Annotated in this window: 22 protein-coding genes; 10 read left to right on the top strand and 12 right to left on the bottom strand. The window is 69.6% G+C overall.

The features are described 5' to 3' along the window. Nucleotides 1–196 precede the first annotated feature (196 nt). The 3 genes from JK361_RS07865 to JK361_RS07855 all read left to right on the top strand — a co-directional run bounded on the left by JK361_RS07865 (nucleotide 197) and on the right by JK361_RS07855 (nucleotide 6,537). Entirely contained in the window at nucleotides 197–850 is a 654-nt protein-coding gene (locus JK361_RS07865; RefSeq protein WP_201814906.1) for a response regulator, read from the top strand. Further along, nucleotides 847–1,944: a sensor histidine kinase gene (locus JK361_RS07860; protein ID WP_201814905.1), complete on the top strand. Its 1,098-nt coding sequence runs from the start codon at nucleotides 847–849 to the stop codon at nucleotides 1,942–1,944. Before JK361_RS07865 ends, JK361_RS07860 begins: the two co-directional genes overlap by 4 nt. 327 nt (nucleotides 1,945–2,271) lie before the next feature. Then, nucleotides 2,272–6,537 carry a discoidin domain-containing protein gene (locus tag JK361_RS07855; RefSeq protein WP_201814904.1) on the top strand — a complete coding sequence of 1,422 codons (4,266 nt, stop codon included), beginning with the start codon at nucleotides 2,272–2,274 and terminating at the stop codon, nucleotides 6,535–6,537. A gap of 61 nt (nucleotides 6,538–6,598) precedes the next feature. Here the strand turns inward: JK361_RS07855 and JK361_RS07850 are convergent, their stop codons facing one another. Further along, nucleotides 6,599–7,201 (bottom strand): TetR/AcrR family transcriptional regulator, encoded by a 603-nt coding sequence (locus JK361_RS07850; RefSeq protein WP_201814903.1) that lies wholly within the window; start codon nucleotides 7,199–7,201, stop codon nucleotides 6,599–6,601. A gap of 147 nt (nucleotides 7,202–7,348) precedes the next feature. Between JK361_RS07850 and JK361_RS07845 the strand changes: the two genes are divergently transcribed. The 3 genes from JK361_RS07845 to JK361_RS07835 all read left to right on the top strand — a co-directional run bounded on the left by JK361_RS07845 (nucleotide 7,349) and on the right by JK361_RS07835 (nucleotide 11,162). Next, on the top strand, nucleotides 7,349–8,443 hold the full coding sequence (locus JK361_RS07845) for an NAD(P)/FAD-dependent oxidoreductase (RefSeq protein ID WP_201814902.1): 1,095 nt from the start codon (nucleotides 7,349–7,351) through the stop codon (nucleotides 8,441–8,443). A gap of 13 nt (nucleotides 8,444–8,456) precedes the next feature. Further along, nucleotides 8,457–9,449: an aldo/keto reductase gene (locus JK361_RS07840; protein WP_201814901.1), complete on the top strand. Its 993-nt coding sequence runs from the start codon at nucleotides 8,457–8,459 to the stop codon at nucleotides 9,447–9,449. Nucleotides 9,450–9,530: 81 nt separating this feature from the next. Continuing rightward, on the top strand, nucleotides 9,531–11,162 hold the full coding sequence (locus JK361_RS07835) for a hypothetical protein (protein ID WP_307787209.1): 1,632 nt from the start codon (nucleotides 9,531–9,533) through the stop codon (nucleotides 11,160–11,162). 52 nt (nucleotides 11,163–11,214) lie between these two features. Here JK361_RS07835 and JK361_RS07830 read toward each other — a convergent pair whose 3' ends face one another. The 5 genes from JK361_RS07830 to JK361_RS07810 form a co-directional block, all read right to left on the bottom strand. Next, the gene (locus JK361_RS07830) at nucleotides 11,215–13,929 is read right to left on the bottom strand and encodes a tetratricopeptide repeat protein (protein WP_201814900.1); all 2,715 of its coding nucleotides are present in this window, start codon (nucleotides 13,927–13,929) and stop codon (nucleotides 11,215–11,217) included. Between the two features lie 201 nt (nucleotides 13,930–14,130). After that, nucleotides 14,131–14,334: a cold-shock protein gene (locus JK361_RS07825; protein WP_128379750.1), complete on the bottom strand. Its 204-nt coding sequence runs from the start codon at nucleotides 14,332–14,334 to the stop codon at nucleotides 14,131–14,133. A gap of 607 nt (nucleotides 14,335–14,941) precedes the next feature. Beyond that, entirely contained in the window at nucleotides 14,942–15,184 is a 243-nt protein-coding gene (locus tag JK361_RS07820) for a DUF6411 family protein (RefSeq protein ID WP_201814899.1), read from the bottom strand. Nucleotides 15,185–15,387: 203 nt separating this feature from the next. Further along, nucleotides 15,388–16,245, bottom strand: coding sequence for a YwqG family protein (locus JK361_RS07815; protein ID WP_201814898.1), 858 nt, complete (start codon nucleotides 16,243–16,245; stop codon nucleotides 15,388–15,390). Between the two features lie 136 nt (nucleotides 16,246–16,381). Beyond that, nucleotides 16,382–16,744 (bottom strand): hypothetical protein, encoded by a 363-nt coding sequence (locus tag JK361_RS07810; protein ID WP_201814897.1) that lies wholly within the window; start codon nucleotides 16,742–16,744, stop codon nucleotides 16,382–16,384. Nucleotides 16,745–17,015: 271 nt separating this feature from the next. Here JK361_RS07810 and JK361_RS07805 point away from each other — a divergent pair, with 271 nt between their 5' ends. Then, nucleotides 17,016–17,633, top strand: coding sequence for a GNAT family N-acetyltransferase (locus JK361_RS07805; RefSeq protein ID WP_201814896.1), 618 nt, complete (start codon nucleotides 17,016–17,018; stop codon nucleotides 17,631–17,633). 97 nt (nucleotides 17,634–17,730) lie between these two features. On the opposite strand, the gene JK361_RS07800 is transcribed toward JK361_RS07805, so the two are convergent. Then, nucleotides 17,731–18,099 carry a nuclear transport factor 2 family protein gene (locus tag JK361_RS07800; protein WP_201814895.1) on the bottom strand — a complete coding sequence of 123 codons (369 nt, stop codon included), beginning with the start codon at nucleotides 18,097–18,099 and terminating at the stop codon, nucleotides 17,731–17,733. A gap of 237 nt (nucleotides 18,100–18,336) precedes the next feature. Here JK361_RS07800 and JK361_RS07795 point away from each other — a divergent pair, with 237 nt between their 5' ends. Both JK361_RS07795 and JK361_RS07790 read left to right on the top strand, forming a co-directional pair. Further along, on the top strand, nucleotides 18,337–18,621 hold the full coding sequence (locus JK361_RS07795) for a hypothetical protein (protein WP_201814894.1): 285 nt from the start codon (nucleotides 18,337–18,339) through the stop codon (nucleotides 18,619–18,621). A 440-nt stretch (nucleotides 18,622–19,061) separates the two neighbouring features. Continuing rightward, nucleotides 19,062–20,390, top strand: a complete 1,329-nt coding sequence (locus tag JK361_RS07790; protein ID WP_201814893.1) for a lipase family protein — start codon at nucleotides 19,062–19,064, stop codon at nucleotides 20,388–20,390. A 102-nt stretch (nucleotides 20,391–20,492) separates the two neighbouring features. On the opposite strand, the gene JK361_RS07785 is transcribed toward JK361_RS07790, so the two are convergent. Beyond that, complete coding sequence (locus tag JK361_RS07785; RefSeq protein WP_201814892.1) at nucleotides 20,493–20,861, bottom strand: hypothetical protein; 369 nt, start codon at nucleotides 20,859–20,861, stop codon at nucleotides 20,493–20,495. A gap of 313 nt (nucleotides 20,862–21,174) precedes the next feature. On the opposite strand from JK361_RS07785, the gene JK361_RS07780 reads away from it, so the two are divergent. After that, nucleotides 21,175–22,893, top strand: coding sequence for a tetratricopeptide repeat protein (locus JK361_RS07780; RefSeq protein ID WP_201814891.1), 1,719 nt, complete (start codon nucleotides 21,175–21,177; stop codon nucleotides 22,891–22,893). A 62-nt stretch (nucleotides 22,894–22,955) separates the two neighbouring features. Here the strand turns inward: JK361_RS07780 and JK361_RS07775 are convergent, their stop codons facing one another. The 4 genes from JK361_RS07775 to JK361_RS07760 form a co-directional block, all read right to left on the bottom strand. Continuing rightward, nucleotides 22,956–24,200: an MFS transporter gene (locus tag JK361_RS07775; protein ID WP_307787208.1), complete on the bottom strand. Its 1,245-nt coding sequence runs from the start codon at nucleotides 24,198–24,200 to the stop codon at nucleotides 22,956–22,958. Nucleotides 24,201–24,288: 88 nt separating this feature from the next. Then, nucleotides 24,289–24,891: a hypothetical protein gene (locus tag JK361_RS07770; protein WP_236052532.1), complete on the bottom strand. Its 603-nt coding sequence runs from the start codon at nucleotides 24,889–24,891 to the stop codon at nucleotides 24,289–24,291. 58 nt (nucleotides 24,892–24,949) lie between these two features. Beyond that, the gene (locus JK361_RS07765; protein WP_201814890.1) at nucleotides 24,950–26,194 is read right to left on the bottom strand and encodes a phenylacetate--CoA ligase family protein; all 1,245 of its coding nucleotides are present in this window, start codon (nucleotides 26,192–26,194) and stop codon (nucleotides 24,950–24,952) included. A 93-nt stretch (nucleotides 26,195–26,287) separates the two neighbouring features. Beyond that, nucleotides 26,288–26,440 carry a hypothetical protein gene (locus JK361_RS07760; protein ID WP_201814889.1) on the bottom strand — a complete coding sequence of 51 codons (153 nt, stop codon included), beginning with the start codon at nucleotides 26,438–26,440 and terminating at the stop codon, nucleotides 26,288–26,290. Nucleotides 26,441–26,548 lie beyond the last annotated feature (108 nt).

Below are 26,548 nucleotides of genomic sequence, written 5' to 3'. Positions count from 1 at the left end.
CCCGTCCCAGCCGTGCGACCACCACGGCGAGGTGAACACCGCCGAAGAGGCGGAGCGCACCGATACTGAGGACACGGGACCACGCCGTCCGCCCCTGACCGGTCCTGTTGCCTCCCGCGCCGGACCGCGCCCAGCGGCGAAGCCGCCCCCGGCGTGGTACGAATCGGACAGTGGTCCGATAGAGGCTGGAGCACACGTGATCCGGGTACTGGTGGTGGACGACGAAGCCCTGATCCGCACGGGCTTCCGGCGCATCCTCGACGCCGCCGACGGGATCGAGGTCGTCGGGGCGGTGTCCGGCGGCCAGGCCCTCGCGGCGGTGCGCGAGGGCCACCCCGACCTGGTGCTGCTGGACATCCGCATGCCTGACGTGGACGGGCTCACCGTGCTTGGCGAGATCCGTCGACTGCCGGACCCTCCCGTGGTGGCCATGCTGACCACGTTCGACATGGACGAATACGTGGAGACGGCGCTGCGCTCGGGCGCCGCCGGCTTCCTGCTCAAGGACACGGATCCCGAGGCGCTGCCGCTGGCGGTGCACAGCCTGGCCCACGGTGGCACGGTGCTGTCGCCCAAGGTCACACGCACGGTGGTGGACGGCTATCTGAGCGCGGGACCGCAGGAGCGCCCGTCGAAGGCGCTGGAACGGCTGACCGACCGCGAGCGTGAGGTGCTCGTCCTCGTCGCCGAGGGCCTGTCCAACGCCGACATCGCGACCCGGATGCACTTGAGCACCGGCACGGTGAAGGATCACGTCAGCGCGATCCTCACCAAGCTGGAGGTGAGCGGCCGGGTGCAGGCCGCCCTCTTCGCCCAGCGGGCCGGACTCCTCGCGGAGGGATCAGGATGAACCGCCCGTCCCCCCTGCTCCTGGACGGCGTGGCGGTGGCCATGGCCCTCCTCGACGTGTGGGCTCACTGGGATGTCGACGAGCCGTTGCGGATGGCCTGTGGCGTCGGCGCCGCCCTCTCCCTGCTGCTGCGCCGCCGGCGGCCGCTGCTCACGTTCTTCCTCACCCTTCCGGCCGTGCTGCTGTCCGACGCCGTGTTCGCCTGCCTGGCCGCGCTGTACACGCTCGCTTCCCTGGGCCGCCCTCGGACGCTGCTGGTCGTGGGGGCCCTGGCCTTCGCCTTCAGCGACGTCACGTCCTTGCCGACGGCGAACCTGGATCTGACCCGTACGGCGACGTTCATCGCGCTCGGCTACAGCGCCGCCACGGCGGCCGCCGCCGTCTTCCTCGGGCAACTCGTGCAGACCCGGCGCGACCTGTCGATGAGACTGACCGAGATCTCGGAGGCCCGTGACCATCAACAACTGCTGACCGCCCAGGCCGCTCTGGCCAAGGAACGCGCCCAGCTCGCGCGGGAGATGCACGATGTCGTCTCCCACCAGGTCAGCCTGATCGCCGTGCACGCGGGAGCGCTGCAGGTGGGCACGCGTGACGCGGACACCAAGGAGGCCGCGGCGACGATCCGGCGGCTGAGCGTGCAGACGCTGGACGAGCTGCGCCACATGGTCGGCGTCCTGCGTGCCGCCGGCGGCCACCCCACCGAACTGACTCCCCAGCCCGCGCTCGTCGACATCCAGGGACTGGCGGACAACTGCGGCATCCGGACCGAGCTGAAGATGGACCTGCCCCAGGGTCTTCCCCCCACCGTCCAGCGCGCTGTCTACCGCACGGTCCAGGAAGCGCTGACCAACACCCGCAAACACGCTCCCGGTGCCACCGCACGCATCGACCTGTTCCAGACGAACGGCTCCGTGCACGTCAGGGTCACCAACACCGCGCCGACCCAGCCGCCCCTCCCCCTGCCCGGTGCTCACCACGGTCTGATCGGCCTGCGACAGCGCGCCGAACTCCTCGGCGGCACGATGGCCTCGGGGCCGACGAGCGATGGCGGCTACGAAGTCCGTGTGGTGCTTCCGGCAGAAGCCGCAGGGTGAAGAACCAGGGGTAGCCGGGGGGTGAAGACCCGGCGGTGGCCGCGAACCGCAAGTCATCGCGTCACGACACAGATCGAGCGCAAAAACATTGCTATTTCACGCAAATTCTCGACTCCATTGAAGGATGCGTAAACCCGGCAGCACAGGGGCCAGGTCGCACCCGTGTAACGCGCAAACCCCTCCTTCACCGGACCACAGGGTGATCCGTCGAAACTCGTGCTGCCGCGACCGTGGACGAACTCACTAATCGTCTGCAATATTTCGATGAACAAACGCAAGAAGCTGCGCACGGTCGATCCTGTATACCGCGACGAGAGTGACCCCCACATGACTCGATACAAACCCAGCTCGTGGAGACGGCGCACAGCCACCGCTGCGCTGGCCTCCACCATCATGGTTCTAGGACTGCCTGCCCTCGGCGCACACGCGACCGGCGGTCCGGACACCGCCGCCGCGACGGCCAAGGCCGGCAGCGCCCTCGGCAAGCACGCGGCCGCCAACGTGAACGACGGCGACGCCGGCACCTACTGGCAGGCCGGGAGGAAGTCGGCGCAGTGGGTGCAGACCGACCTCGGGCGCTCCCGGCGCGTGCGACAGGTCGTGCTGCGCCTGCCCGCCCACTGGCAGACCCGCGAGCAGACCCTCGCCCTGCAAGGCAGCGCCGACGGCAAGAGCTTCGCCACGCTGAAATCGTCGGCGTCGTACGTCTTCAGCCCCGGCAACGGCAACACGGTGAAGATCTCCTTCCCCGCCACCCTCGCCCGCTACGTCCGGGCCGACTTCAGCGGCAACTCGGTCGGCGGCACCGCACAGCTCGCCGAGATGCAGGTGCTCACGACCGACGCCTCGACGCCGAACCTCGCCCTGGGCAGGCCCTTCACCGAGAGCGGGCATGCCGACGTGTACGGCGCGGCCAACGCCGGCGACGGCAATCGCGCCACGTACTGGGAGAGCAAGAACAACGCCTTCCCGCAGTGGGTGCAGGTCGACCTCGGTTCCTCGGTCAAGGTCGACCAGGTGACGCTGCGGCTGCCGAGCGGATGGCCGAGCCGCAGCCAGACGCTCAAGGTCCAGGGCTCGACCGACAACCAGAACTTCACCGACCTGACGGCGGCGAAGGCGTACACCTTCGACAGCGGCGACGACCAGTCGGCGACCATCCGTTTCGACACGACTACGACGCGGTACGTGCGCGTACTCTTCACCGCCAACACGGGCTGGCCCGCCGGGCAGGTGTCCGAGCTGGAGGTGTACGGGCCGGCGACCGGCGACACCCGGTCGCCCACCGCGCCGGCGAACCTGAGCTACACCGAACCCGGCACCGGGCAGATCAAGCTCACCTGGAACGCGGCCGACGACGACACGGGCGTCACCGGCTACGACGTCTACGCCAACGGTGAGCTGCGGACGAGCGTTGCCGGAAACGTGCTGACGTACACCGACACCCAGCCCGCCGGCAGCGACGTCACCTACTTCGTCCGTGCCAAGGACGCGGCGGGCAACGTCTCCTCCGACAGCAACAGCGTCACCCGCAAGGGGTCCGGCGGCGACACCCAGGCACCCACCGCACCCGGCGGCCTCGCCTACAAGCAGTCCGGCGGCGACGTGTTGCTCAGCTGGCAGCCGTCGAGCGACAACGTCAAGGTCACCGGCTACGACGTCTACGCCGACGGCCGGCTCGTGAAGTCCGTCGCGGGGGACGTCACGACGTACACCGACAACCCGCCGGCGACCTCCACCGTCACCTACTACGTGAAGGCCAAGGACGCGGCCGGCAACACATCGGCGCCGAGCAACAGCGTCACCCGGCCCGGGACGTCGGGCTCCGACCTCGCCCAGGGCAAGCCCATCGAGGCCTCCTCGGACGTCTACAACTACGTCGCCGCCAACGCCAACGACGGTCTCACCAGCACCTACTGGGAAAGCGCGGGCGGTGCCTACCCGGCCACCCTCACCACCAGGCTGGGCGCCAACGCCGACCTCGGCCAGATCGTCGTCGAGCTGAACCCGGACGCCGCCTGGTCCACGCGCACCCAGAACATCCAGGTACTCGGCCGCGACCAGGACGCGACGTCCTTCACGACCCTCGCGGCGGCGAAGGACTACACCTTCTCCCCCGGCACCGGCAACTCGGTGACCATCCCGGTCTCCGGTTCCGCCGCCGACATCCAGCTCAAGTTCACCAAGAACACCGGCGCACCCGGGGCACAGGTCGCCGAGTTCCACGTGATCGGGACGCCGTCCGCCAACCCCGACCTCCAGGTCACCGGCATCACCAGCACGCCCGCCGCACCGGTCGAGTCGGACGCCGTCAGCCTCACGGCCACCGTCACGAACAGCGGCAGCAAAGCGGCGAAGGCCACCGACCTGAACTTCACGCTCGGCGGCACGAAGGCCGCCACCGCGGACGTCCCGGCCCTCGCGGCCGGCGAGTCGAGGACGGTCACGGCGAGCATAGGCACCCGGGACGCGGGCAGCTACTCCCTCGGCGCCGAGGTGGACCCGTCCCACAAGGTCATCGAACAGGACGAGGCGAACAACGCCTTCACCCGTGCCGACGCCCTCGTCGTCAAGCCCGTGTCCAGCTCCGACCTGCTCGCCGCGCCGGTCTCCTGGACCCCTTCCAGCGCCTCGGCCGGTGACGAGGTCAAGTTCTCCGTCGCGATCAAGAACCAGGGCACGGCGGACTCGGCTTCCGGCGCCCACAACGTGACCCTCGCGATCCAGGACGCCAAGGGCGCCACCGTGAAGACCCTCACCGGGTCCTACGACGGCACCATCGCGGCAGGCCGGACGACCGCACCCGTCGCACTCGGTTCCTGGACGGCCGGCAACGGCAAGTACACCGTCAGGACGGTCATCGCCGACGACGCCGACGAGCTGCCGGCCAAGCGGGCCAACAACACCAGCACACAACCGCTGTTCGTCGGCCGCGGAGCGGACATGCCGTACGACATGTACGAGGCCGAGGACGGCACACTCGGCGGCGGCGCCAAGATCGTCGGCCCGAACCGGACCGTCGGCGACCTCGCCGGCGAGGCGAGCGGCCGCAAGGCCGTGACCCTCACGGGAACCGGCCAGTACGTCGAGTGGACCACCCGGGCGGCGACCAACACGCTCGTCACCCGCTTCTCGATCCCGGACGGCACCACCACGACGCTCGACGTCTACGTGGACGGCCAGTTCCTCAAGGCGATCGACCTCACCTCGAAGTACGCCTGGCTCTACGGCAACGAGACCTCGCCCGGCAACTCTCCCGGCTCCGGCGCGCCGCGGCACATCTACGACGAGGCGAACCTGCTGCTGGGCAAGACGGTTCCGGCCGGTTCGAAGATCCGGCTCCAGAAGGACGCGGCCAACACCTCCAGCTACGCCATCGACTTCGTCAACACCGAGCAGGCGACGGCCGCCCCGAACCCGGACCCGGCCGCCTACGCGGTTCCGGCGGGCTACTCGCACCAGGACGTGCAGAACGCCCTCGACAAGGTCCGGATGGACACGACGGGCAAGCTGATCGGCGTCTACCTGCCAGCCGGTGACTACGAGACCTCCGGCAAGTTCCAGGTCTACGGCAAGGCGGTGAAGGTCATCGGCGCCGGGCCGTGGTTCACCCGCTTCCACGCACCGTCCTCGCAGGAGAACACCGATATCGGCTTCCGGGCCGATGCCGGCGCCAAGGGCTCCACGTTCGCCGGGTTCGCCTACTTCGGCAACTACACCTCGCGGATCGACGGTCCGGGCAAGGTGTTCGACTTCTCCAACGTCTCGGACATCACCATCGACAACGTCTGGGCCGAGCACATGGTGTGCCTCTACTGGGGCGCCAACACCGACCACATGACCATCAGCGACTCCCGCATCCGGGACACGTTCGCCGACGGCATCAACATGACCAACGGCTCCACGGACAACCACGTCGTCAACAACGACGCCCGGGCGACGGGAGACGACAGCTTCGCCCTCTTCTCGGCCATCGACGCGGGCGGCGCCGACGAGAAGAACAACCTCTACGAGAACCTGACGTCGACACTCACATGGCGCGCGGCCGGTATCGCCGTCTACGGCGGCTACGACAACACCTTCCGCAACATACGCGTCGCCGACACCCTGGTGTACTCCGGGATCACGATCTCGTCGCTGGACTTCGGCTACCCGATGAACGGCTTCGGGACCGATCCCACGACGATCGAGAACGTCTCCCTGGAACGGACGGGCGGCCACTTCTGGGGCTCGCAGGTCTTCCCCGCCATCTGGGCCTTCTCCGCCTCCAAGGTCTTCCAGGGCATCCGGGTCAACGACGTCGACATCGACGACTCCACCTACGGAGGCGTGATGTTCCAGACCAACTACGTCGGCGGACAGCCGCAGTTCCCGGTGAAGGACACGATCTTCACCGACATCTCCATCACCGGCTCCAAGAAGAGCGGAGACGCCTTCGACGCCAAGTCCGGTTTCGGCATCTGGGCCAACGAACTGCCGGAACCCGGCCAGGGCCCGGCGGTGGGTGAAGCCACGTTCCGCAACCTGCGGATGAGCGGCAACGCCGAGGACATCCGGAACAAGACCAGCACATTCAAGATCAACATCGAGTAGGTGCAGCCTCGTAGGGCGGGCGGGCCGTGTCCCGGGCCCGCCCTACGTGTTTTGTCAGGGGCTACCGGGGCGGCTGTTTTGCCGAGGGCCTTTCCAGCCGGATGCTGAGGACCGCGTCGACGAGTTCGTCGGCGTACTCCCGTGTGACGGGCTCCCCGGAGACCAGAAGCCGGTACCAAGGCGGCGAGATGAGGAGTTCCTCGAGCAGGACCGGGTCCATGGCGGGCAGTTCACCAGCCGCCTGGGCGGCGGCGATCCGCTGCCGGTTGCCGGCCTGGAGCGGCCGCTGCACCTTCTCCCGGAGCATGGTGGCGAGTTCGGTGTCGGTCTGGGCGGCGCCCAGCAGTCCGACGAGGAGCTGCCGCGCGTGCGGGTCGGTGAACAGATCGGCGAAGCCGCGGATCCATGTGCGCAAGTCGCGGGCCATGTCTCCGGTGTCGGGAAGCTCGATGGCGGGCTCGACGATCCTGTCGAGGACCACGTCGAGGAAGACCGCCCCCTTGGAAGGCCACCAGCGGTACAACGTCGGCTTGCCCACGCGGGCCCGGGTGGCGATGGCCTCCATGGTCACGGCGGCATAGCCCAGTTCGCCGCAGAGGTCGCTGGCGGCTTGGAGGATCGCGTCCCGGGAGCGGGGCCCCCGGCCGGTGTTCGTGGCGGTCACCCGGCCAGTCTAGCGAAACGTAACGTTCAGTTTTGACAGCACCCATCGCGAGCTGTACGGTCCAGATTCGAAACGTAACGTTACGTTTCACTCCTGGCCGGCGGACTCGTTCCGGAGCCGCCGGAACGTTCGCTCAGAGGGGGAAACATGCGTCGTACAGTCGCGGTCGTCGGGGGTGGCTACGGGGGCGCCACGGTCGCCAAGGCACTGGAATCGAAGGCGGACGTCGTCCTCATCGACCCACGGGAGGCGTTCGTGAACGCGGCGGCCTCACTCAGGGCACTGACCCGACCAGAGTGGGCGAACAACATGTTCTTTCCGTTCGCCACCCTCATCGGCCGGGGCAGGGTGATCCGGGACCGCGCGGTCTCGGTGGACCCTCACGGTGTCACCCTGGCCTCGGGCGAACACGTGGCAGCGGACTACGTGGTCCTCGCCACCGGATCCGGCTACGCCTACCCGGCCAAGCCGACGTCCGACTCCGTCGCCGAGGCCCTGGACGATCTCCGCCGGACGCACAAGGAACTGCGCCGGGCCACCCGGGTGCTCATCCTCGGCGCCGGCCCGGTCGGCCTGGAACTCGCCGGGGAGATCAAGGAGGCCTGGCCCGGCAAACACGTGGCCGTCGTCGACCCGGCCGGGGAACTGCTCCCCGGATTCCAGCCGGCCATGGTCGAGGACCTGCGCGGCCAGCTCGACGCCCTGGGCATCGAATTGCATCTCGGGGCCGATCTACAGGCGCCGCCGCACACCGGCCCCGGCCTGGCCGGCGTGTTCACCGTGGCCACCAGCGGCGGTGAGAGGATCACCGCCGACATCTGGTTCCGCGCCCACGGGACGACCGTCAACAGCGGTTACCTCGCCGACAGCAGGCTCACCGGCCTCGACCCGCGCGGCCGCGTCCCGGTCACCGACCTCCTCAACGTCAAGGGCCACGCCCACGTGTACGCGGTCGGCGACATCACCGACGTCGCGGAGGCCAAGATGGCCGGCTACGCGATGCAGCACGCCGAAGTGGTCGTCAAGAACATCACCGCCCAGCTCAACGGTGAGCGCCCCACGGCGACCTACCGGCCCCTGCCCTACCCCATGGTGCTCCTGCCGCTCGGATCGACCGGGGGCGTCGGGCAACTGCCCTCCCCCGACGGCCCGTTCGTCGCTCCCCGGTCGATGGTCTCCGAGTACAAGGGCGCGGACCTGTTCACCGGCCGGTTCATCGAGCAGCTCGGTCCCACCGCCTGAAGGGTTGACGCGCATGGAGTACACCCACCTCGGCCGCAGCGGCCTCTCGGTGTCCCGGCTGGTCCTGGGGACCATGAACTTCGGGCCGCAGACGTCGGAAGCCGACAGTCACGCCATCATGGACCGGGCCCACCAGCACGGCATCAACTTCTTCGACACGGCGAACGTCTACGGCGTCACGCCGGGAGACGGCGTCACCGAGGAGATCATCGGACGGTGGTTCGCCACCGGCGGCCGGCGCCGCGACAAGACGGTGCTGGCCACCAAGGCCTATCTGCCGACGGGGGACGGCCCCAACGAGTCGTTCCTGTCCGCACTGCACATCCGGCGCGCGTGCGAAGCGTCGCTCAAACGGCTGCGCACCGACTACATCGACCTCTACCAGATGCACCACATCGACCGGAACACACCCTGGGAGGAGGTCTGGGAGGCGTTCAGCGTGCTGCGTCAGCAGGGCAAGGTCCTGTACTTCGGCTCGTCCAATTTCGCCGGCTGGCACATCGCGCAGGCGCAGGAGGCCGCACGGTCCCGTCACTTCCTCGGGCTGGTGAGCGAGCAGTCGAGGTACAACCTGATGACCCGTTGGGCCGAGCTGGAGGTCCTGCCCGCGGCCCGCGCCTACGGCCTCGGCCTGATCCCGTGGGGACCGCTGAACGGCGGCGTCCTCGCCGGCGTCCTGCGCAAGCAGAAACAGGGCGGATCACCGCGGGGCGGCTCGGGGCGCGCCGCCGTCGCGCTGGGCCACCACCTGGAGACCATCGCGGCGTACGAGAAGCTGTGCGCCGGAATCGGGGAAGAGCCGGCCCACGTCGGGCTGGCGTGGCTGCTGGCGCAGAACGGTGTGACGGGGCCGATCATCGGTCCGCGCACCGTCGGGCACCTCGAGGGCTCGTTGCGCGCGCTCCAGTTGACGCTGGACGACGGCACCTTGGCCGAACTGGACCGGCTGTTCCCGGCGCCGGCACCGAATGGGGCCAAGCCCGCCCCCGAGGCCTACGCCTGGTAACCGCGCCGCACCCGCAGGGCATCGCACTCAACTCCCGCATGAGCGCGTGCCCGCAGGGTGTCGAGCCGTACACTTCGGGCAGTGGGCGCCGACGACGTCTCGCCGCTGCGTGCCCTCGCGGGGCCGGAACTCAAGCCCGGTCTGCTCGACTTCGGGCTTGTACCGGCCGCCGACCGCAAGCAGATCTCCACAGTCCTCGCCTCGGTCGCGAGCACGGCGACCGTGGCCGGCCACCTCGGAAACGCGTTCGCCGGCGCGCAGGGGCTCTACAGGTTCAGCAGCGCGACACAGGCCGTGCTGAAAGCCGGCGGAACGCTCGCCGTCAAGGACGGCGCGAACCTCGGAGCGGTGTTCCTCAACGGCAAAATAGTCCATCAGGCCCGCCTCATCCCCGTGGCTTCGGTGAACACCGCGCAGAACGCGGCCACGGTGGGGCCGGCGCTGGCCATGGTCGCCCTCCAGATGCAGCTGACCGAGATCACGGGCCTCGTCAGGACCAACATCGCGCTGACGAGCCAGGTACTCACCACCATCCGCAACGAGCAGTGGGCGGAACTGACCGGGCTCGTCGCCACCATCGACCGTGCGGTCGACCAGGCGCGAAAGGTCGAATCGGTCCCCGCCTCCCTGTGGGACAACGTCGCGGGCAGTGAAGCGGCGCTGCGCAAGCAGCTCGAACCCTACCGACGGAACGTCCACGGCCACGTCGGGCACATCGATCAGCCCGATGCACGTCGCCTCCGTGAGTATCTTCAGGCGAACGCCGAGGCGATCGTCTTCGACGCCAACGCCCTCCTGTCCTCCCTCAAGGCATGGACCGGGTATCAGGCGCTCCGGGCCGCGAAGGCGAGGGCCACCGGACGCGAGGACGCTGACGAGGCACGACTCGTCGACGTCATCGCGCGCGACACTCGCACGGAACTCGACTCCGCCCTCGCCGAGGCGACGAGGCTCGTCGCCTCGCTGACCCGGGAGCTGCGCATCCTCGCCGAGCTTCCCGGACGCGACACACTGCAACTGCCCGGAAAGCGGCGGGACTCGAAGGAAGCCCGCCAGACCTCCACCCGTCTTCTGGAGGCGATCGAGCCTCTTTCCGACGCCCTCCGTCCGCCGGCCTCTCCGCTCGTGGCTCCGGGCATCGTCTGCGCACCCGGATCGCTGGTCCTCGAGCCGTACCTCCGCATCCTGCGGTGGTTCCTGGAGGACGGTGAGGCCCTGCGTGTCCTCGGCTTCCCCGACCAGCTCGACGCCCTCGGTCCGATTTCCGCGATCTTCACCGGTGCGAAGGAGAAGTTGGCGGCAGCGAGGGACAAGGCCGCGGCGAAGACACTGGTCGCCGTCACGGATCGCCGCATCCTCACGGCCAAGACGAACGCGTTCCTCGAGCAGGGCGAGATCCGTCAGGACATCCCGGTCGACCGGGTGCGCTACGTCCGAGCAGCGACCACACAGGACAGAAGCGCGCGCTTGGCGATCGACCTGATCACGCGCGACGAGAACGTCCGGTGGCTCTTCCACGCGGACATCGACAGCACTCAAGTCGACGCGCTCGCCGCCGTGCTCGCCGAGTCGATGACGATCCCGGACACTGAACGCGATGAGCTTCGACGGCGGCACCACGCCCCCATCGAGGCGGACAAGAAGAGCGAGAGCACCGGCACGCGAACTGCGGAACCGACTGGACCCGAGGCCACCACCCGCGACGCCGAGTAGGCCGTCGACACCATCATCGCCGCGTGTACACGAGTGCTCCGCGTCGTCAGGATCACGTGCCACCGGACATGTCGCGCGCCCAGTCCCTGAAGTACCTGCTGGTCGCCATGGCGCGTAGATGCTCCGGTCCCAACAGCTGTGTCATTTCCTGCAACAAGTCGGAGGGCGTGGCGGCTTCTCCGCTCGTCGCAGCTTTTTCCAGGCGGCAATCGAGGAGGCTGACGAGCGTGGAGACGGTGTGCGGGTGGGCTGCGCCCAGCACATGCAGCATGTCCTTCAGCAGGGCGCCGTACTCCGTGACCGCTTCGTCGACGTCGCCCGCCTGCCTGCGGTAGTAGGCCAGGTTGCCGCGGGCGACGAGTGTGCTCGGATGATGCGCACCCATGACCCGTGTCATGTCCCTGAGTAATTCGGCGAAGGCGTCGGCCGCCCCCCGCGCATCTCCGCTCTGGCCGGTCCAGTCGGCGAAATTACTGCGGGCGGCGAGGGTGCTCGGGGCGTCCCGTCCCAGCACTCGGTACATGTCGTCGAGTAGCTCGGGGTAAGCGGCGGCGGCTTCAGCCGCGTTGCCGGCCTGCCCTCGCACGTGCGCGAGGAGGTTCCGCGTCTCCAGGCTGTTCGGGTGGTCCGGTCCCAGCACTCGCACCATGTCGTCCAGCAGCTCTGCGAACTCGGCAGCGGCCCCTGCCGCATCCCCGGCCTTCTCCCGCCAGTAGGCCCTTTGCGAACGGACGGTGAGGGTGTCCGGGTGGTCCGGTCCCAACACGCGTGCCAGGCGCTCCACCAGCTCGGGGTACGCGGCGGCGGCCCCCGCCGCGTCTCCCGCCGTCCCGCGCCAGTGGGCCAGGAGCCGGCACATCGCCAGGATGCGGGTGTCGTCTTGTCCCAGCGCCGGCGACATGACCTGCAACAGTTCGGCGAGGGCCTCGGCCGCTCCCGCTGCGTCCCCCGCCTCGCCCAGCCAGTGGGCGAGGTTGATACAGGTTTCCATGGTGTGCGGGTGCGTTACTCCGAGCACGCGCAGGCGATCCCTCAGCAGTGCGGCGAAAGCGTTGGCGGCCCCGGCCGCATCGCCCGCCTGCCCTTGCCAGTAGGCCCCGTTGTTCCGGGCGATGAGGGTCTCCACGTGGTCCGGTCCCAACACCCGGACCATGTCCTGGAGCAGTGCGGCAAAGGCGTGGGCCGCCCCGGCCGCGTCCCCCGCCTCGCCCAGCCAGTGGGCCAGATTGTGTCGGGCGTTGAGGGTTTTGGGACCGTCCCGGCCCACATGGCCGTGAGCGGTGTCGGCGAGATGCCGGAAGTATTCGACAGCGGCGTTGACCTGGCCGCTTTCGCCCAGGCTGCGGCCGGCCCGCAAAAGCACCGTGTGGACGTCCGGCAGGTACAGGGCGCTTTCGGCGCATGTGGTGAGGGCAGTGGTGTTGGAGCGCAGGCTCTGGGCGAGAGTGGGGTCACGTTCGAGGTCGGGCCACACGGCGCACAGGGCGTCGGCGGCGGTGCGGGCGAGTGCGCAGTGCTCATCGGGCGTGAGGGCGTCGCGGACCGAGTGCTGGATGAGCTGGTGGATACGGGCCGTGGGGAAGCCGGTGCCGGCAGAGGTGCGGTGGGCGAGGCTGAGACGGCGCAGTGCGCTCAGAGCCAGCTTGGCCTGCTCCGCGGTGACGGGCGGCGCTGCCTGGGCGGTGTCGGCGCGGAGGCTGTCCGTCAGGTAGGTGAGCACCGGACCGCTGGTCAGCACGTCTTCCGGGATGCCGTTGGGATCAAGGAACGCGGCCAGGCGGAGCAAGGGGCGGGCCAGGCCGTGCGGGCGCAGCGTGTCGGCCCGGTCGATGGAAAGTGCCCAGGCGGCGGCCATGGTGTGGGGCTGGTCGTCGGGGAGGGCGTCGGGGGAGGCGTCGGCGAGCGTGAGACCGCGGTCGGCCAGAAGGGACTGGTAGGCGCTGACGCTGATGCCGGTGTCTGCCAGATAGGCGGCGGCCTGGGACAGGGCCAGGGGCAGATGGCCCAGCTGCCCGGCCAGGGCGGCAAGTTGCTCGGCGGGATCGTGGCGGTCGTGGGCGGCCAGTGCCTCCCTCAGATAGTCCAGGGATTCGGCCTCCGTGAACAAGCCGATGGTGACCAGTTGACGCCCTTGGCGGGTGAGGGCTGCATCCTGGCGGCGGGTCGTCACCAGAGTGCGGCCGTGCGGGCTGCTCGGCGGCCACAGTCCGTGTAGATCAGCGGGGTCGGAGACGTCGTCGAGCACGATGAGCCACCTGCATGGTGGCTCGGTCCGGGGCGCGGGTTCGAGCCAGGCCAGGAGCGCGCGTGCGGCCGCTTGCGGATCGGTGGGATCGGCACCCAGCGCCTCGACCGCGGCCTGCGCGTATCCGCTGACCACTGCCGAGGAGGTGTTCGCGGTGATCCAGATCAGAAGGTCCACTTCACCGGCCTGCCGGGCCGCGCGGGCGTAGTCGGCGGCCAGCTGGGTCTTGCCGACCCCGCCCATCCCCGTCAGGACCTGTCCGCGCACACTGTCCTGCCCGACCAGCACCGCAGCCGCGCTGCCCGAGAGCACCTCGCGCAGCCGGGCGGCCTCGGCACGGTCTTGGAAGAAGCCCGCCTTCGGCGGGATCACTCCGACTTGGTGCGGCCACGAGGCCGGAGGGCGGGGCGGATGCTGGTGAATGACCTGCTTGCCCACGACGTCGCCGACGATGACGTTGTCGTGGATCTCGACGTGATCACCGTGGACACCGGTCGGAGGCTGGCTCGACGGACCGCTCATACGGACACCTTGCCGTGTCTGCACCGAGCTTCGGAAGTACGGTGGGGGGCCGTGTACACGCGGCCCTCGGCGCACGGTCGACGAAGGCGGGAATCGCCCCCCATCCCCCGGCGATCAGCGCTGCCCGGCTCCGGGGCGGGAGCCGGGGGCGCGGTATGGGTCAGGTCCCGGAGATGCTCCGGGACCTGGCGCCATGTGGGATCAGGCGGGCGTGATGTTCTCCGCCTGCGGGCCCTTCTGGCCCTGGGTGACGTCGAACGTCACCTTCTGGCCCTCCTGGAGCTCACGGAAGCCGGAAGCGTTGATGTTGGAGTAGTGCGCGAAGACGTCCGGCCCGCCGCCGTCCTGAGAGATGAAGCCGAATCCCTTTTCGGCGTTGAACCACTTGACGGTTCCGCTGGCCATGCTGAGCCTTCCGGTCGAGATCGGACCCGCACCGCGCGGACCCGGGATGTCCTGGTCCTCGCACTGCGTACAGCGAAGCGCCCGCGCCGGAGCGCGGGCGGTAACTGCGAACCACGACATCTGCCAGCGACGCTACACCGCGAAACCAGACATGACCACAGGGCAACGGCCATCACGTAGCCAAGATCACCATGCCGCGTGGGGCACGCACAGCGGCACGCGCCCGGCCGCGCCGGTTCCGGTGTGCGCCGCGGCGGGCCACCTCCCGCTCCGGTGCGCGGCTGCAAGGCGACCAGCATCACGCCGCTGCTTGGGTTCCGCCTCATCGCGGGATTCAGGGACCGCTGTTCCGCCTGGGGGTCTCGACGGCGATACGTGCCTCGGCGACCGTGGTCGCCTCACTCGCCCTCATGTGCCTGAGCACCTCGACGGCCACAGCGGGCTCCCGCGTCGGCGACACGCAGATCCTCTCCGCATCCGTCAACGGCGGCAGACCCCTTGTCGTCGGTACCGCCGCACAGACGTCGGTCACCGCAGCTGTCACCGCCGGCGGACCCGAGGGCATCGACTGCATCGACCCGCTGCTGTACGAGGGGCCGATCAGGGCTCAGAACGGCATACGACCACGGGCCCGCCGTCCGGCGGCACCGCTGCGGCCCATCGCCCGCGAGCTGGAGCTGAACGGCTTGCTCAGCAGGCGGCCGAGGACGCCAGGCGCTTGCGATCCGGCGCGCGCACCAGCCCCGAGGCCACGCTGGGCGCCGTTCTGCGGGTGCCGCGACAGTCGCGGCAGCAGGAAGGCCAGCACGGCCAGGACCACACAGGCGGCTATGACGATGCCGATGACCATCTCAGTCTCCAAGTCTTGGGCGGCGTGTAGGTCTTCTGCGCTTTCGCTCCACCGACTGCCCCACCTTCCTTGGTCCACACCGCTCGTGCCCGCTCTCACGGCGGAGTGCCTGCCTTACGGGAGGCGCGGACGAGCCGACCGGCACAGACTTGCACAGGGCCTCTTGGCACCCCCCGGCCACTACATCCGCGTTGGCAGCCTCGTCAGCTGCACTGCCAGGTGAACATGGCACGATCGAAACGGCGTTCGGCCAGGTCTTCCGGCCGTATGAGCCAGTAGAGCGTGCCGAGGTCGCCCCACATCATGCCTGCGTGCTCGTCCGAGCCGAACTGGGCGAGCAGCACCCAGCGCAGTGCCTCCTCCTGGATGCGAGGGTCGTTCCACGGCGGGCAGCCCAGTGCTCCGTGGGCGACCTCGGACTCCACCTCGTCCTGGTCCGGGTCCGCATGACCGCCGATCTGGTGGACACTTGCTCCTATGTCCCACAGGGCTTCCCGGAAGTCCTCGTCCCACAGTGGATGGTCGTCGGATGCCGACGCGAACTCCCGGTAGACCAAGGGATGCCAGAGGTACGGCGCCGTCATCCGCATGCGCGCCGTCAGGGCCACCTCCGAGTACGGCCGAATACCTTCCGGCGCTTCCCGCTCGGCGACGGCGACGCCCGCCGGTATGTACAGCACCCGCGCTCCGGCCAGGCTCTCCGGCACCCTGGGATCGACCCTCGACCGCCCGTCGTCCAACTGCCCGTCGAAATAGAAGAAGGCCAGCGTGCCGTCGGTGGGCAGATCGATGTCCAAGGCGTCGGAGGGCAGCGCGGTGCAGTTCACCGACGCTATGAACGACAGTGGTCCATGGCCCTCCCACTCGGGCCACTCCACGTCCCCCGGAAGCGCCGGCAAGCCTCCCAGCCGGCCGACGACCGGCGGGGAAGGGACATCCGAGTGCGCGGCGTGCTCCAGGCTCAATCCTGGCCTGAGCAGGCCGATCCAGCGCTCGGCGATGTCGGCGGGGAGATGCGTGCGAGCGAGCGAGTGCAGATCGTCGGTGGTGTCGTGGGTCATGGAAGCAATGGTGCAGGCTGCCACTGACACGAGTGGCACCGCATACGGGGAGAGGGCGTACTCGAAGCCGGCTACTGAACTTGAACTCGTGATGCCGGCTGTGTCGCGCAGCCCGCTGGGCGCCGGTCGTTGGGGATCAAGAGCGTGTCTGCAACCAGTGACGCGCGGCGGCCAGTGTCACTTCGATGCCGTCGCTCCATGAACAGACTTCCAGCCACGACAGGAAGCCGCCCTGGGTGAAGACCAGGACCTCACCGGGACACTCGCCGGCTTCGGTGACGAGCCGCGCTTCGCCCGCTACTGCCGTGCCGGGGCCAGTGGGCGCAGGTTCCACCTTGCTGGTGTCGAGCTCGAAGTAGGCGGTGCCACACCCACAGGCGCAGCGCGCTCGCACGCCGAGGTGCGGAACCTGCCTTCGGAGCGCGATATGAACCGGGGTGTCCCCGTTCAGGACCGCCGCAAGCACGTCGGCTACGTCGACAGGCAGGCTCTCGTTCATCGCGTCACCGTATCTGACCAGCGACTTTCAGACTCCGACGATGCAGGCTCCATCGCCGTCGGCCAGCCGGCGTGCTCACACTTCCAGCACCAGACCGGGGCCGGCGAGGCAGCCAGGGATCACCTCCGGTCGGCACTGCGGCATCTTTAGCTTGCGCTTCACGGCACGGGTGATCTAGGCCCTGTCTCCCCGATCGCGGGAGACGGGTCGACCAGGTCCTGTGGCGAATATGAGGAGGACGTCAGGTGGGTCGGCCGGACACAATGCGGCCATGGTTGATCACGTTCGAAGTGCTCCACGCCCGGATTTCCTCAGCAAGCCGTCGCTGAGCGGCGAACAGGTGCTGCTCCGGCCGGTCACGGCGGACGACGTGCCTGCGCTGATGCCAATGTTCCTGGACGCAGAGGCATCACGGCTGACCGGCAGTCATGACGACGGCGCACCCGATGAGGGGCGCATACATGCCTGGTACGACAGCCGTCACGAGCAGGATGACCGGCTGGACCTTGCTGTGATCGAGCGGGCGACGGGGAACGTCATCGGCGAAGCGGTCCTCAACGAATGGGACCCAGGCAACGAAAGTTGCGGCTTCCGCATCTGCCTGGTGCCCGGCACTTATGGATCTGGCCTGGGGACGGAGGCGACCCGTCTGATCGTCGGATACGGCTTCGAGAAACTGGGGCTGCACCGCATCTCGCTGGAGGTCTACGCGTTCAATCCGCGAGCCCGCCGCGCTTACGAGAAGGTGGGGTTCGTCGCCGAGGGCGTACTGCGTGACGCGCTGCTCTGGGAGGGCGAGCGGGTGGACGCGACGGTGATGTCGATCCTGGCGCCGGAGTGGTTCCAGCACGGTGGACGTCCGGAGACAGCGGGCCACGCGTCAGCCTGACCGAGCCGCTGGTGTCAGGTCGCTCGTCGTCGCGCTGTGCTGGACAGCGCGACGGCGTACGGGGCTGCGGTCGACACGATCCGCCGATGGCGCAGGCTCACGCCTCGGGGAGCCGGTCGAGGAAGCCGAGGACGGAGGTGATCCGGCCGTCCTCGGTGAGGGTGATCACGTCCGAGCCGGCGACCGGCGCGGAGCCGTCGGCGGTGGACACCAGTTCCCAGCTGAAGCGTGCGATGTGGTGGTTGCCGTCCACATCGCCGGTCAGCTTGAACTCGAAGCCGGGGAACTGTTCGTGCGCGGCCTGGACGACCGCGGCGATCTGCTCGTGGCCACGCACGTCGGCCAGCGGGTCGGTGTAGGTGCCGTCCTCGGTCCACGCCGCGGCGACCGCCTTGGCGAGGGCGTCGGTGTCGGTGGCGTTCCAGGCCTCGAAGTAGCGGGCGACGGCGGTGGCGTAGGTCGACATGACGGGACTCCCGTTCCGGTTGAAGTGGGCTGACTCTCAACCCGGTTGGTCCGGGTCTCGGGCCGGAGTGCGCCGGCCCGAAACCCGATGGCTTCACCCTGCCGCGTCCCGTCCGGCCGCGCGATTACCGGTGAGGTAATGAGGCCCTGGTCCGCCGAAGCCCCCGGCGGTCCACGCAGCCGTGCGCTACGGTGGCAGCACCCGGGAGTCACGAGATCTGCGCGGCCGGAGGCGATCATGAGCGAGCAGCCGTGGACCATCGAACGGATCCGCGAAGCCCTCGGCAATCCCGCCCTCGCTCAGCGCTTCCTCGGTCAGATCAACCGCGCGCCGGCCCATGAACTCCTCACCGTCTTCGCCAAGTGGGAGCGCATCGCCAAGGACACCCTTGACACCGTGCGGCGCGGGCACGAAATGGCGGAGGCCGAGTCCCGCGGCGAAGACCCGACAGCGGACTGGGACGATGCCACCGACCGGGTACTCGCGGAGGCCCACCGCATCCGCTCCCGCGGCGCGGCCTGATCCTCCGCAACCGGTAGTACACCGCGTCTCGACTCGGCAGGTGCGCGGAGGTCGGCGTCGGGCCGTCGTGCCGTGCGTCGCGTCAGCCCGCCCGCACGGCGGGGCAGGTCGCGGGGACGGCTTTCCTCCACGACCCGGTAGCCGGCGCTCGCGTACAGCTTCATGGCGGCCTCGTTCCCGCCCCACACCCTGAAGATCAGCGCCGAGCCGCCGGCCGCGAGTGGGTCCTGTTCGCCGGCCACCATCGCCGCCCGCCCACCGGCGCTCTCAGCAGCCCGCTCCCGGCGCCTGTCGGGCTGGGGTGCCGCGCACTCGCAGTCCGCTCCACAGGCGATTCATCACGCTCTGTGTAACCCTTATCACAGATTGCCATCCTGCCGCCGTGAACCGAGTGGTTGGCGGCGCGCGTCCCCACGCATCCCGGAACAGAGGCTCCCGTCATGGCTCAGCAGGCCGAGATCCACGTCAGCCGCAAGATCGTCGAGGGCGTCCAGGCGCCCTCCGGCGACCAGCCCGTCACACCGGCCCCCCACCTCCGCCAGCAGGTCTGGTTCGCCACGGAGGACGTCCGCGCCGGCACCGCACCCAGCCCGACCTTCGAGTGGTCGCTCCAGGGCGCCTACGCCCACGAGGGCAAGACCGCGACCGGCACCGCGCACGTCTTCCTCGCACCGGGCCACCGCAACCTCGAACGTCCGCTCATCCTCGCCGACGGCTTCAACTACGGCCCCAGTGACCTGCCCGGCCTGTGGAAGCACTTCGACAAGAAGGAGGGCGGGAACTTCCTCACCCGGCTCCGCGACTCCGGCATCGACGTCATCCTGCTCGGCTTCGACGAGCGGCACACCTACATCCAGGCCAACGCAGGCGTAGCGGTCGCCTGCATCGAACGGGCCGCCTCCGAACGCATCGGCAGCGAACCGCTGATCGTCGGCGGCGTCAGCATGGGCGGCATGATCACCCGCTATGCCCTGGCGCGGATGGAGTCCGAGGACCACGACCACCAGACCGGAACCTACTTCTCCTGGGACACTCCGCACAACGGAGCCTGGATCCCGCTGATCCTCCAGCAGATGGCGTACTTCTTCGAGTCGTTCATCCCTGAGGAGCCGGGCCACCCGAAGCAGGCCGAGCTGATCCGCAGCCCAGCCGCCCAGCAGTTGCTGTGGGCCTGGGTCGAGAACTCCAAGTACGAGGGACCGGTGGCCACGTCCAGCAAGCTGCGCACCGACTTCCTCCGGGAGCTGGCGAGCTACGGCAACTTCCCGATGCGGCCGAAGAAGATCGGCGTGGCCAACGGCCACGGGGCGGGCGTCGGCCTGAAGCTGACACCCGGCGAGACCGCCTTCGACTGGAAGAACCGGTACAACACCGTGAGTGCCAAGGCCCTCGTCCAGCCCGACAAGGGGGAGAGTGAGCCCATCGGCAGCATGCACATCGCCCTGGAGATCCGTCGCAGCTCCACCACCGCCGTGCCGGCGCTCGACGGCGTGCCCGGCGGCACCCTCGGCTCGTTCGGCATGGTGGCGCAGGCGCTCGGCATCGAGGTCGACGAGCGATTCGACAGCACCTGCTTCGTGCCCGCGGTGAGCGCCATCGCCCTGGACTTCGACCCCGCGACCTGGGACGTCGACCCGGCGCTCGACATCTCCTCCCTCGACCGGGACCGCAGCGACCTCGACGACTTCCTGTGCGACGGTGAGAACTCGCCGCACAGCGAGCCGCGTCGGGCGCTGACGGACTTCCTGGTCAACCACTTCACGCGCTGACGCGCTGCCCCAGCACGGGCACGCGCCGCGCGCCCAGGGCCGGGCCGGTCGGACGACCGGCCCGGCCCACGCCCGGACAACCGGAGATCTCGACGACAGGGATCAGACGTCGTTCCAGCACGTCATGGCGGACCAGCCCCATCGGTTGTCCACCTTCGTGGCGATGTGGATCCAGCCGTTGGCGTTTCTGTGTCCGCAGGCGTCGTAACGGTCGCCCAGCTTGACGCTGTCGAAATAGCAGTAGCGCCAGTCGTGCGCCGCTACCTTTTCCAGGACAGGGGCTGTTGTCTTCGGCTGGGTCCTGACGTACACGGTGGCGACGGCGACCACCTCGCCCGTCGGGCAGCCGCTGGTGAACCGGGCCGACTCGGCGGACCGATGCGCAGCGCCTGCCGTGCCCGGAACGGCAAGGCCGAGGGCGGCGGCAGCCACCAGTGACGCGACGTACCTGAACCGCAGGGAATTTCTCACAGGTTCCCCCTCCTGCTTCCTTCTCGTCGTGCCGCGGACTTTAGCAGCGCGACGAGGAGCACACGCAAGGTGACATTCGGTGGAGAACCCGTGCAGGGTCTACTGGTTGCTTTCGGCCCACTGCGAGATCCGTATTCCGCGACCTCGACTCATCGGGCCGGCGGACCGGGTCGCGGCAACGAGGTCAGCGCCCGGGTGATTTCCCGCGGAGACAGGGCGGTGCGGGCACCGTTCTTCGCTAGCGTCGTGGCACCGGTCACCGGCGTGCCGTGCCAAGGTTCGGGCGGCCCGCCGTCAGCCCTGAGGAGCTTGTATGCACTACTACGACCTCGGTAGCCACGGCCGACGTGTGACGACGTCGTCCCCCGAGGCGCAGACGTGGTTCGACCGCGGGCTGAACTGGACGTACGCCTTCAACCACGAGGAGGCCGTCCGCTGCTTCGAGGCCGCCGCCGCGGCGGATCCGTCCTGTGCCATGGCCGACTGGGGTCAGGCCTATGCGCTGGGCCCCAACTACAACAAGCCCTGGGAGGCCTTCGACGAGCAGGAGTTGGGGCGGACGGTGGAGCGTGCGCATGCCGCCGTGCTGCGCGCGCAGGCGAAGGCGGCCGGTGCCACCGCGGTCGAGCAGGCGCTCATCGGCGCCCTGGCGGCCCGTTACCCGCGGGCCCAGACCCCGGACGCCGAGGAGTGCGGCGTGTGGAGCGTCGCCTACGCCGACAGCATGCGGGCCGTCCACCGGCTTGCCGCCGACGACCTCGACGTCACCACTCTGTACGCCGACGCGCTGATGAACCTCACGCCCTGGCAGTTGTGGGACATCCGTACGGGCCGTCCGGCCGCGGGAGCGCGCACCACCGAGGCCCGGTCGGTCCTCGAACGGGCGATCGCCACGGAGGCGGGTGCACGCCACCCGGGCCTGCTCCACATGTACATCCACCTGATGGAGATGTCCCCCACTCCCGAGGCCGCCCTGCCCATCGGTGACCGGCTGCGCGGTCTGGTGCCGGACGCGGGCCATCTCCAGCACATGCCCTCGCACCTCGAAGTGCTCTGCGGGGACTACCGTCGCGTGGTCTCCGACAACACCGATGCGATCGCCGCGGACGAGAAGTTCCGCGCCAGGGCCGGGGCGATGAACTTCTACACCCTCTACCGGTGTCACAACTACCACTTCAAGATCTACGGTGCGATGTTCCTCGGTCGCTACGCGGCCGCGGTCGCGACGGCGGACCGGCTCGAAGCGGCCGTGCCCGAGGAACTGCTGCGCGTGGAGAGCCCGCCCATGGCGGACTGGCTGGAAGGCTTCCTGGCGATGCGGGTGCACGTGCTCATCCGCTTCGGCCGCTGGACCGACATCCTGAACCTGCCGCTGCCCGCCGACACCCTGCTGTACTGCGTGACCACGGCCATGCTGCGCTACGCGCGCGGCGTCGCCCTCTCGGCCACCGGCCGGATCGACGAGGCCGCGCGGGAACGTGAACTCTTCCGCGAGGCGGTCGGCCGGGTGCCGGAGACGCGGACGCTGTTCAACAACACCTGCGCGGACATTCTGGCGATCGCCGCGCACATGCTGGACGGAGAGCTGGACTACCGCCGGGGTGACCACGACGCCGCGTTCGCGGCGCTGCGTCGGTCGATCGAGCTGGACGACAGCCTTCCGTACGACGAGCCGTGGGGGTGGATGCAGCCCACCCGGCACGCATACGGCGCGCTGCTCCTCGAACGGGGCCTGGTCGCGGAAGCGGAGGCCGTCTACCGGGCCGACCTCGGGCTCGACGACACGTTGCCACGCCCCCAGCAGCACCCCGGCAATGTGTGGGCGCTGCACGGCTTCCACGAATGCCTCGTGCGGCTCGGCAAGACGGAAGAGGCCCACATCGTGGCCCAGCAGCTCAGGATCGCCGTCGCGATGGCGGACGTACCCATCGAGGCATCCTGCTTCTGCCGTCTGGAGAGCGTCGGGCGCGCGGAGTCCCAAGGCTGCTGTACCGAAGCCCACGGCGGGTCCGGTGCCGCGCCCTCGGCGTGATTCGGGTGTCACGGCCGACAGCCGTGACACCCGCGACCCCCGGCACCCGTCGCCGCGGGCCGTCAAGGTGCTGTGCTCCGCAGGGCCACCGCGGGGATCACCGCGAGGGCCAGTGCCCCGGCCGCCGTCGACAGGGTGGTGTACCCGCTGCCTCCCACGACCAGGCCCGATGCCATGCCGCCTGTCGCGCCCGCCACGGACATGCCCACGTCGGCCAGGCCCTGCACCGAGGCACGGGTACGGACGGGAGCGGCGTCCGTGATCAGGGCCGTGCCGCTGATCAGCGCCTGGTTCCAGCCGACGCCCAGGAGAACGAGCGCGCAGGCCAGCACAGGAGCGGAGGCCGGCGGGGCGAGGCCCGCGAGCAGGCCGGCGCTCAGCAGGACGGCACCGGACGCGGTCGCCACGGCCCGCGTGCCGAACCGGTCGGCGAGCAGGCCGCTCAGCGGTGACGGCAGGAACATCGCGCCGACGTGCAGGGCGATGACCAGCCCGGCCGCCTGTGGGGTGTGGCCGTGACCGGTCATGTGGACGGGAGTCATGGTCATCACGGCGATCATCACCAGTTGTGCGGTGATCATCACGGTGGCGCCGGTGACGACGCCTGGACCACCCGGTGCCGGCCTGAGCGGGGTGGCGCCGCCCCTCACCGCGACGGCCGGCGCGTGCCGGGACGACGCCGACGACGGCGGACCGGGGCGCAGCCACAGCAGCAGTACCAGGGCCGCAACCGCGTAGGCGGCCGCCGCCAGGAGGAACGGTCCCGTCAGGCGTGGCATGCCCCAGGCGTGGGCGAGCGCGCCGGTGGGGCCGACGAGGCTCGGGCCCGCGACGGCGCCCAGTGTCATGGCGAACAGCACGGTCCCGGTGGCGCGGCCGCGCCGCTCGGGCGGTGCGAGGTCGGCGCCCGCGTAGCGTGCGAGCAGTCCCGTGGCCGTTCCCGCCCCGTACACGAACAGTGCGGCCAGCAGCAGGACGGGCCATCGCGCCGCGGCTCCCGCTGCCACGCCCGCGCTGCCGAGCGCGGCGAGCCCGTTGCCCAGCGCAAGGCCGAGGCGGCGCCCTGAGCGCTGGCAGACCCTACCGAGGACAGCGGCTCCCAAGGCGGCGCCGATGGTGAACAGCGCTACCGGCAGTCCGGTCAGGCTCGTCGAGCCGAACAGGTCCTGGGCGAGCAGCGCGCCGACCGTGATGCCGGCCGCCATGCCCGCACCGCCGAAGATCTGCGAGACGACGAGTACCTTCAGCGCGCGGCGCACTGCCCGGGAGTGGTCCGGCGCCGCGTTCGCAGAGGTCGTCGCGGTCACGTGTGCCCCTGCGTCGCGACGAGTACCTTCAGCGTCCGGCGCACTGCCCGGGACTGGTCCGGCGCCGCGGTGGGCGCTGCCGTGGTGCTCACGTGTGCCCCTGGGGACGGGCTGCCGTGCCGTCCTGTCCCGGCTTCCCGGTGGCCGGTCCGGGTGTCTGTGCCGCGTCGGTCAGGGCCGCCAACTCCGTCAGAGTGAGGCCGAGTTCGTCGTGCAGGAACCGTACGATCGTCCAGTGCGGCAGGGCGTCCTCGTCGAAGGGGCCGAACGCGGCCGTGTAGAGGGGTATCCAGCGCAGTGCCTCCTCGGCGGCCGTCTCACGCCCGGGGGCCTCCTGATAGGCGTCGTAGGAGATGCTGCGGTGGTGGATGAAGTGCCCTCCGGGCAGCCTGTGTTCGCACAGCTCCCGGTACTGGCGGGTCTGCAGGATGAGGTAGTGCCATATCTCGTCGAGGTCCTGCTCGACGGGGAGGAAGAGGCCGCCGAGCCGGTCGGGGTGGCGGGAGACCAGGTAGAGGTAGCGCAGGCATTCGCGGACCCGGTGCCGTACGGTCGTCTCGGACGGGGCGTCGGGCTTGGCCGTGAAGTGCCGGACCACTTCGTCATGCAGGCCGGGGCCGAGGAGTTGCTCGGTGGTGGGCGCCGGTCCGGTGGCGGTGTCCGAGGTGGTGTGCGCTGCTGGTGTGGGCATGGGGAATCCCGTCGGAGTGGTGGGCGGGACGGGGCGGGTCGTACGGCCCCCGGGGCGATCACAAGGGGTTGTGCGGCCGGGCGTCGTCGGGTGTGGTCAGCCAGGCGTACTTGCCGGAGCGCCCGATCGGCATGCCGGTGCGGTGCTCCACCCGGCAGCGGCGTCCGGTCAAGGCACTGATGGAGGCGCCGAGTTCGGCCGTCTCGCCGGGTGTGAGCGGCGCGCCGTCGAACGTCGTGTACGACAGGCCGCACTCGCCTTCGCCGGTCAGGCGGAGCTGGTGCAGGAAGACGCGGGAGCACACGCCTGCGATACGCGCGTCGAGGTCGGCCTGGGCGACCGGGCCTTCGGGGGTGGGCAGCAGTTCTTTCTCCCGCCCGCAGAAGGAGACGATCCGTGCCGGGTCGGTGCTTCCGTCGCCGGTGCGGACGCAGTCGCCGGACCGGTAGCGGACCAGCGGCATGTACGGGTTGCGGACGCTGGTGACGATGAGGCTGTGGATGCCGCTGCCCGGTTCCACCGGGATCAGTTCCACGCTCATGCCCGCCAGGTAGGGGCGGTAGCGGCCCTCGGCGTCGCTGTAGAAGAGGTAGCCGAGTTCGGTGCTGCCGAAGAGGTCGACCACGGGGCAGTCGAAGTGGGCGCGCAGGTAGGCGCGGACGCTCGACGGCGTGTACTCGTAGGCGTGGACGATGCCGGCCGGGCGGGGAAAGCCGGCCCAGAGGCCCCATGCGCTCACCTTGCGGATCAGATGCGCCAGGTGGTAGCCGGAGCAGTCCAGGAGGTATGCGCCGTCGGGGTGTGCGGTGGCCACGCCGCGGATCTCGGCGAGCATCCCCTCGACCTCGTCGCGTCCCCAATCGGCCGGGTCGAGGCGGCGGTTGAGGTAGAGCGTGCGGTCGTCGAGCCAGCGCTCACCGGGGGTCGTGCCGGGCTTGCGGGCGTTGACCCGGGCGACGTGTTCGGTGGCCAGAACGGTGGTCAGCGAGATCCGCCGGGCCCCTTCGTGCCAGCAGGCGCCGAGATCGGGGTGCTCGCTCCAGAGCCGGTAGTAGGAGCGGAGCAGGAAGTACGGCGGGCGGATCAGCTGCATGCGGGCATGGTTGGTGCCGGTGGACAGCACGAACTCGGCCTCTCCCGCCTCCAGTGCGCGGGCCAGTTCGGGGGTCATCCAGTTGTCGGGGAAGCCCCGGGCGATCTCCGGCTTCTCGAGGATCGGGAAGTGACCGCGCCGCAGGGAGGCGCGGTAGATCGGGATGTCGCGCACCAGGTCCAGGACGTCGGCGCTGGGCAGGCGGTTCACAGCAGGCTCTCCCGGACGGGTTCGGCGGCGGGAAGGGAAGAGGGGCCGTCGGCGCGGCAGGCGCTCGCGCCGACGACCTTGCGCACCAGCAGGTCAGGAGATGCAGCCGCTCTTCGGTGTGGCGCTGATACAGCCGCTCTTGGGCGTGACGCTGATGCAGCCGTCCTTCGCGCCCTGGGCGGAGTTGAGGGCGACCCACTTACGCCACGCGGACTCCTCGGTCATGCGCTTGATGAGCTGCTCCAAGGCGAAACCTCCGGAAAGGGAAGGGACATGGGATCTGCTCGTGAAGGGGCGGGTTCACGGTTCCCACCCGCCGACACCGAAGGTAAAGAGGTGGTCAATCGAACGTCA

Origin of the sequence: Streptomyces musisoli (genome assembly GCF_016741855.1) — a bacterium.
GTDB classification, from domain to species: domain Bacteria; phylum Actinomycetota; class Actinomycetes; order Streptomycetales; family Streptomycetaceae; genus Streptomyces; species Streptomyces musisoli.
The sequence above is the reverse complement of the archived record's forward strand: the minus strand, read 5'-3'. Positions and strand labels throughout refer to the sequence as shown.